This is a genomic window from Microcystis sp. M_QC_C_20170808_M3Col (assembly GCF_007095505.1).
Lineage (GTDB): Bacteria > Cyanobacteriota > Cyanobacteriia > Cyanobacteriales > Microcystaceae > Microcystis.
Genome location: NZ_SFBY01000436.1, coordinates 1 through 6937, shown reverse-complemented (window position 1 = coordinate 6937; position 6937 = coordinate 1). Strand labels below are relative to the sequence as shown.

The following is a 6937-nucleotide window of genomic DNA, read 5'->3' as shown; positions in this document are numbered from 1 at the left end:
GGCTTGCGGTGTCAGTCCGGGTCGCGACCATAAGACCAGAACAGAGTAAATCTGTTAAGGCAGGTGCGGAACCCCGCAAGGGAAAGAAGCAGAAACCCAAATCGTGAGGTTTGGGAATCGCCGTCCGTTTACGGCGGTGAGGATGTCAACAATCTTGTCAAATTTTTGATTAACGTCCCTTTGTAGATTGTCTATTTTTTCCCTCGCTCCTGGTCAGAATAGTTTCTAGGGAATAAGTGACGGTTTCTCCTGACATTCTGGTAAACTCCCCTTAGTTTCGTCTTGATCCTTCTCCCATTCTCGCTTTATCGATGGGAAACTACCCTTTAATTAGGGTTTGCGGCAAAAAGTTTTTCTTGGGGGTAGGGTGTGGGGTGTGGGGTGTGGGGTGTAGGGTTTTACCGATTCTGAGGGGGTCAATTACCTAATTTTCAGGGAAAAAGTCCCTGAATTTTCCCCCTGATCACTCCCAGTCCGGTACTTTTTGATTGACAAAAAGTCTAAAAGTCTTACCCAACAAGGTTTTTAGATTTATTCAGCAGACCCTAATTATCATCCCAAAATATAGCGCTGGTGGTTGTTTCCCCAGCAGATACCGGCATCTGTCCCCTTTTGTCGATTAAATTTGTTAGATTTTGGAGGAGAAATGTTAACTTATTTTAAAATTTATGTTGAGCAGCACTGCTACCTATCCCATCGGGGGAACAGATATCGATCGCTTTGATTGTCGTCAAGTTTGGTATCCTATCTACTACGTCAAAGATTTAGACAAAAAGCAGCCCCAACGCTTTACCCTACTAGAACAGGATTTAGTGATTTGGTGGGACAAAAATCAGCAAGAATGGCGAGTTTTCGAGGATAAATGTCCCCATCGCTTGGCTCCTCTCTCAGAAGGTCGTCTTAACGAAAGCGGACATCTAGAATGTCCCTATCACGGTTGGTCTTTTTCCGGAGGGGGAAACTGTGAATTTATTCCCCAACAACCGGAAAACAGTCAAGCTAACACCTCTCGACGCGCTTGTGTGCGGTCTTTTCCCACGGCTATCCGTCAGGGATTATTATTCGTTTATGCGGGTAATCCCGAAAATGCTCCCCTGACTGAGATTCCGATTATTGAACCCATGGAGGAGGATGCCGATGCTTGGATTTGTTTGGATACCTTTCGAGATCTACCCTACTCGGCCGTCACTTTAATGGAAAATATTATCGATTCTAGTCATATTCCCTATACCCATCATCTCACCATCGGTAATCGGGCCAATGCCGCTCCTATGGAGTTAGAAATTATCGAGTCCAATCGTCAGGGATTTAAGGGAATTTGGCCCGAAGGACCGCGTAAAGGTAAATTAGGTCAACAATACAGCAATTTTATCGCCCCCGGATTCATTTACCACGATCTCACCTCGGAAAAGTTCGGACGGACTTTAACCGCGGTCTATGCAACTCCAATCCGTCAGGGAGAATGTCGTCTCTTTGCTCGTTTTCCCTTTAAATTTAACTCTAAACTGCCGAAATTCTTCATTAAGCTTACCCCCACTTGGTATTCCCACATCAATCAAAACGCTATTCTTGAAGATGATCAGATTTTTCTCTACTATCAAGAGCGTTATCTGCAAGCTCAGGGGGATAGTCGGAATTTTAGTCAAGCTTGTTATCTCCCCACCAAAGCGGATTTATTAGTGTTTGAGTATCGCAACTGGGTTAATCAATACCAAGCTGATCCTTTCGCTGGTCAACCTTTTCCCCCCTACAATCAAAAGAGATTCTCCTCGAACGCTATCAGTCTCATACCAAAAATTGTGCTGTTTGTCAAGGGGCTTTAAAAAATATTAATCGTCTGCGGGGGTTAACATTAGCGATCGCTATTATTCTTGGTCTATCTCTACCACTTTTAGCCCTAATTTTCGGTCAATCGGCCCTCCTTCCCGTGACAGTGCTGACAGTATTAACTGTAATTATGGTGGGAGCTTATTGGCGCTTGGGAGAACTGAAAAAACAGTTTTATCAAGGACGGGAATTATTGCCGAGAAATACCGGTAAAAAGAGCGGAAGCTAGGGAACCTGTTCCTCTTTGCTTTGATTTTGGGGAGATTGCTGAAGTTCTTGCCAGCGAGTTTCTGCCAGTTGTTTTTGTGTTTGTACTTCTCGGTCATTGGAACGATAACGAAGTGATTCTTGATAAGCTTGAATCGCTCGCTCGTATTGACCGAGTTTAAACCAACTATTGCCTAAACTTTTCCAGGTTTCGGGGTTATCTTTTTGTCTTTGAATCGCCTGTTGATAGGCAGTTATAGCTTGGGAATTGTCGCCTAAACGATAGCAAGCGTTACCGATACCGATAAAAACTTCGGCTTTTTGGGAAGAAATGCGGCGAGCTTTTTCGTAGGATGCGATCGCTTCTTGAAATCTTTCCATTTGATGAAGTAATGCCCCTTGATTTAACCAAGCTTGATAATAATTAGAATTGGCTTTAGTTGCTTGAGTAAATGCCTCCAAAGCTTCTGAATTGCGGCCTAATTTTTGCAGAATAATCCCTTGACTATAGTGAGCTTGGGAAAATTGGGGATTAAATTGTCCGGCTTTGCTATAACTTTCTAAAGCATCATTAATTTTATTTAATTGATACAAACTATTACCTTTTTGATACCAAATTAAGGCATTATCCGATTCGATCGCTAGAGCCTGATCGTAGGCTTTAACTGCCCCTTCATAATCCTCAAGATTTTGTAATGACCAGCCTTTTTTATACCATGCTTTGGCATCATTTTGCTGAAAAGTTAACAATTTGTCAAGAGCTTTTTGGGCGGCGGAATATTGTTGCAGTTCTAAATAGATATTGGCTTTACCTTGCCAAGCTTGACTAGCGGCAGGATTAAAAGATAAGACCCGATCAAAACTTTCCAAAGCCTCCTGATTTTTGCCTAATTTATCTAAAGCTTGCCCGCGACCGAGCCAAGCTTGCCAAGCGGAATCTGGGTTAATTTGAATAGCTTTTTCGTAGGTATTTAAAGCTTCCGAGTATCTTTTTAAAGCTAATAAAGTATCAGCTTTTCCTTGCAATGCCCCAAGATAATCGGGATTAATTTTTAAGGCTTGACCATAGGAATTAAGGGCATCAGTATAGCGTTTGAGTTGATAAAAAGTCTGACCTTGTTGATAGTAATCAAGAGAATTACGAGAATTTTTCCAATAGTCAAAACCCAGATAAGCACCTGCTATTAAGCCAATTATCCCAGAGACAAACAAGATTTTTGTTAGCCAAGATTTCCCTTGACGAGCCACCTGACCTTGAGGTTTCACACCATAGGTAGTTTTCGGAGCGAGATGATAAATTTTCCCTAATTTTCTCAGATCGATTAATGCTTCACTGACACTGGTATAACGCTGACGAAAATCATAGCGGATCATGCGCTCGATAACATAACTAAACTCGGCGCTAGTCATGGCCAAATGTTGCCAGAGAATTTCCCCCGTGCGAGCATCCAGTGGAATATCTTCGGTATCTTTACCGGTTAAAGCTTGTAATCCAATAATACCAGTGGCATAGATATCGCTACTAAAACGCGGATAACCCTGGGCCTGTTCACTGGGGAAATAACCAGGGGTACCAATAGCGACGGTAGAAACGGTTTTACCTTCTTTAACCACTTGAGTGCTAATTTCTTTGACAGCACCAAAATCAATTAAAACCAATTGATGATCTTGGCTGCGACGAATAAGATTGAAGGGATTAACATCGCGATGGATCACCTGTTTGTGATGGACAAATTCGAGAATTGAGAGAATTTCTGTTAATAAAGCCACCACTTTCCCTTCATCTTGCCTATAGACACCGGCAGTAATTTCTCTGGCTAAATCTTCCCCTTCAATGTATTCTTGCACGAGGAAAAATTGCCCATTTTCCTCAAAATAAGCAAATAAACGGGGAATCTGGCGATGAATGCCCAATTCTTGCAGGATTTTCGCCTCGGTTTCAAAGAGTCGTCTAGCGATGGCTATAGTTTCGGCATCTTGGCACTGGGGTTTAAATTGTTTGATCACACAGCGATTTTGATTGGGTAACTGGCGATCGCAGGCCAAGAAAGTCTGTCCGAATCCCCCTTTCCCCAATTGACGGATAATTTGGTAGCGATGACTAAGGATGTTTCCGGTAGCGAGTTCCATAGACGATGGCAATCCGAGGTTTTTTACGATTCTTTTTTACTATTCTAGGCTTTTCGGCTCTCTTTTGCGGTGGATAGACAAAGTACAGAAATTCTGCCATTCTACTTTTTTCCCTATAGAGAGGGAAAAAATTCCCTGTGGAGGGGACTGACATGACAGACAGAAAAAAATAATCTAGAAACAGAGAAAGTTCACTGTTGTTTGAGGATAACCGCTATGTCTATCAATCCTGTTACTAGGGTTAGTACATCTTTACTGATTACCCTGCTCATGGGTTCCATGTCCGGTACTTTTCCCGTCCTCGCTCAAAGTAATATTAATCGGCCACGTCTCATCGCTCAACAAATATCGATTCCGGCGGGAACAGTTATTCCCTTAAATTACGAGAAAGCCGATAAAATTTTAGTTTCTAAAAGCGATGTTATTCCTCTGACTTTAACCGTAGCCAGAGATATTCGTGACCGGAATGGGAGTGTGGTGATTGCAGCGGGAAGTGAAGTCAAGGGTACTTTAGAAGCGGCGGGCCGAGGTGTGCGGTTTATTGCCGATGAAATTGGCCTCGATGGGGGTAATCGCACTATTCCCCTCAATGCTAGTTCGCGATTAATTACTACCACTGAAACGGTGCGTAAAGGGGCAAAAACTCAAGATATCTTAGGGGGAACCGTCGCTGGTGCGGGGGCAGCCACAGCGATCGCTGCTCTCACGGGCGATCGCAAGATTGAAGTTCTCGATGTCTTAGCGGGGGCAGCCGTGGGAACCCTTGCAGGATGGGGTTTACCGGCGGCGGGAATTGTCGGTGGTAGTTCCGTGCAGTTATACTCTGTTAACCCCGATCGAGATTTAAATATTACCCTGCAATCGCCCCTAGTGATCAGAGATTAGTAAACGCCAAACCATGACCAAATCCGCCAGCAGACGGATTTGGTGGCAACTCATACTAAATCCGTTGAGTATAGGCTATATATCAGGACAGGCAAAAGGCAAGAGGCAAAAGGCAAAAGGAGGAATAGATAATCAGTTTTTAATAACTGGATTTAGTATCATTGGTTATTTCTGGATTTAACCAGAGCGATCGATTTGTTAGATTTTTAATAGTCGGTCTGTCAACCGATAGATAGAAACAGTTAAAACATCAGAATCAGAGATCAAAGTATGAAACTTCCTACAGGGTTACGGCGCACTATTACCCACGCTTTGGCAACTTTTCTAGGAATTATGCTCGGTTTTAGCAGTTTAGCGGCGGTAAATGCTCAAAATCTGCCCAGCGTTGCCGCCGATGTGGCCAGAATTACCCCAGAGATGACGGCGGAAAGTTTTGTCGCTAAGGCAGTGGCGCGCACGGGTGCGGCAGTGGTGCGAATTGACACCGAAGCGATCATTACTCGTCCCAATAGCCCCTTTTTTGATGATCCTTTTTTTCAGGAGTTTTTTGGGGAACAGTTTCGTGTCCCGACACAGCAGCGAGTGGCTGGCCAGGGATCGGGTTTTATTATCGATGGCAGTGGTTTAATCTTAACTAATGCCCATGTGGTCGATAATGCCGATAAGGTAACGGTGACATTAAAAGATGGTCGTAGCTTCAAAGGAGAAGTACGCGGTACTGATGAGATCACTGATTTAGCCGTGGTGAAAATTAATCCCCAAGGAGAAAAATTACCTGTAGCCGTCCTCGGCAATTCCGCATCCATACAAGTGGGAGACTGGGCGATCGCAGTAGGCAATCCCGTCGGTCTAGATAATACGGTAACTTTAGGAATTATTAGCACGATCGGGCGCTCGGCGGCTAAGGCGGGTATTCCCGATAAACGCATTGATTTTATCCAAACCGATGCCGCTATTAACCCGGGTAATTCCGGCGGTCCTTTACTCAACGCCCAAGGAGAAGTCATCGGCATCAATACGGCGATTCGTGCCGATGCCATGGGGATCGGTTTTGCCATTCCCATCGACCGGGCCAAGCAGTTACAAGCGACCCTAGAAGCAGGTCAAAAGGTGGCCCATCCCTATATCGGTGTACAGATGGTTAATCTAACTCCCGATTTAGCCCGGGCTAATAATCAAAACCCCAATTCTGCCATGATCGTCCCGGAAGTGTCGGGAATTTTGGTGGTGAAAGTCCTACCCAATACCCCCGCCGAAAAAGCCGGGATCCGTCGCGGGGATGTGATTGTCAAAGCTAATAATCAACCGGTTAGCGATGGCGGTGAGTTACAGGAAATGGTGGAAAAAACCGGGATCGGTCAATCTTTACCCCTCAGGATCAGAAGGGGCGAAAGGGCGATCGATCTCACCGTAATCACCGCCCAAATGTCGAATCAGTAATCGGCGGTTCGGAGTCAGTTTTCAGTTTTCAGTTTTCAGTTTTCAGATGTGAGTTTTCAGTTCACTGAAAATACTCCCCACTTCATAATTCATAATTCATAATTAATAATTCCTGCCCCCTACTTTCCTATACTTTTTAAACAGGATTTAGTATCATACCTTGATTGAGCAAGGCCGAAAATCTTTTGAACTACTCCAATCCGCTTCCCTGAGATGGTCGTTTCTGACGCTTCTTTGCCGATGGCGGTTGCCTCATACTTCCGCACAAAGAGAAGCTCGACGACTCTGCGTCTAAAGAGGTTTGTTCCAAACCCCTTGCATAATTAGGATCTGCTGAATAAAGCTAAAAACCTTACAGGAAAGGGCTTTTAGCTTGATTGAGAGTCGCTCAGGTGCCCCTGAATCTGCTAAAATTACTCAAAACCCTTGCATCTTCTCTACCTAGTAC

Annotated in this window: 3 protein-coding genes and 1 pseudogene; 3 read left to right on the top strand and 1 reads right to left on the bottom strand. The window is 44.2% G+C overall.

Features of this window, described 5'->3' with window-relative positions; translation table 11 throughout:
- Positions 1–668 precede the first annotated feature (668 nt).
- Positions 669–2056 (top strand): annotated as a pseudogene (locus tag EWV84_RS20085) (aromatic ring-hydroxylating dioxygenase subunit alpha).
- On the opposite strand, the gene EWV84_RS20080 reads toward EWV84_RS20085, so the two are convergent.
- Entirely contained in the window at positions 2053–4164 is a 2112-nt protein-coding gene (locus EWV84_RS20080; protein WP_287079635.1) for a serine/threonine-protein kinase, read from the bottom strand. The pseudogene EWV84_RS20085 and the gene EWV84_RS20080 overlap by 4 nt on opposite strands.
- A gap of 216 nt (positions 4165–4380) precedes the next feature.
- On the opposite strand from EWV84_RS20080, the gene EWV84_RS20075 reads away from it, so the two are divergent.
- On the top strand, positions 4381–5049 hold the full coding sequence (locus EWV84_RS20075; protein ID WP_287079634.1) for a hypothetical protein: 669 nt from the start codon (positions 4381–4383) through the stop codon (positions 5047–5049).
- A gap of 270 nt (positions 5050–5319) precedes the next feature.
- Positions 5320–6489 carry an HhoA/HhoB/HtrA family serine endopeptidase gene (locus tag EWV84_RS20070; protein WP_287079633.1) on the top strand — a complete coding sequence of 390 codons (1170 nt, stop codon included), beginning with the start codon at positions 5320–5322 and terminating at the stop codon, positions 6487–6489.
- Positions 6490–6937: the final 448 nt, after the last annotated feature.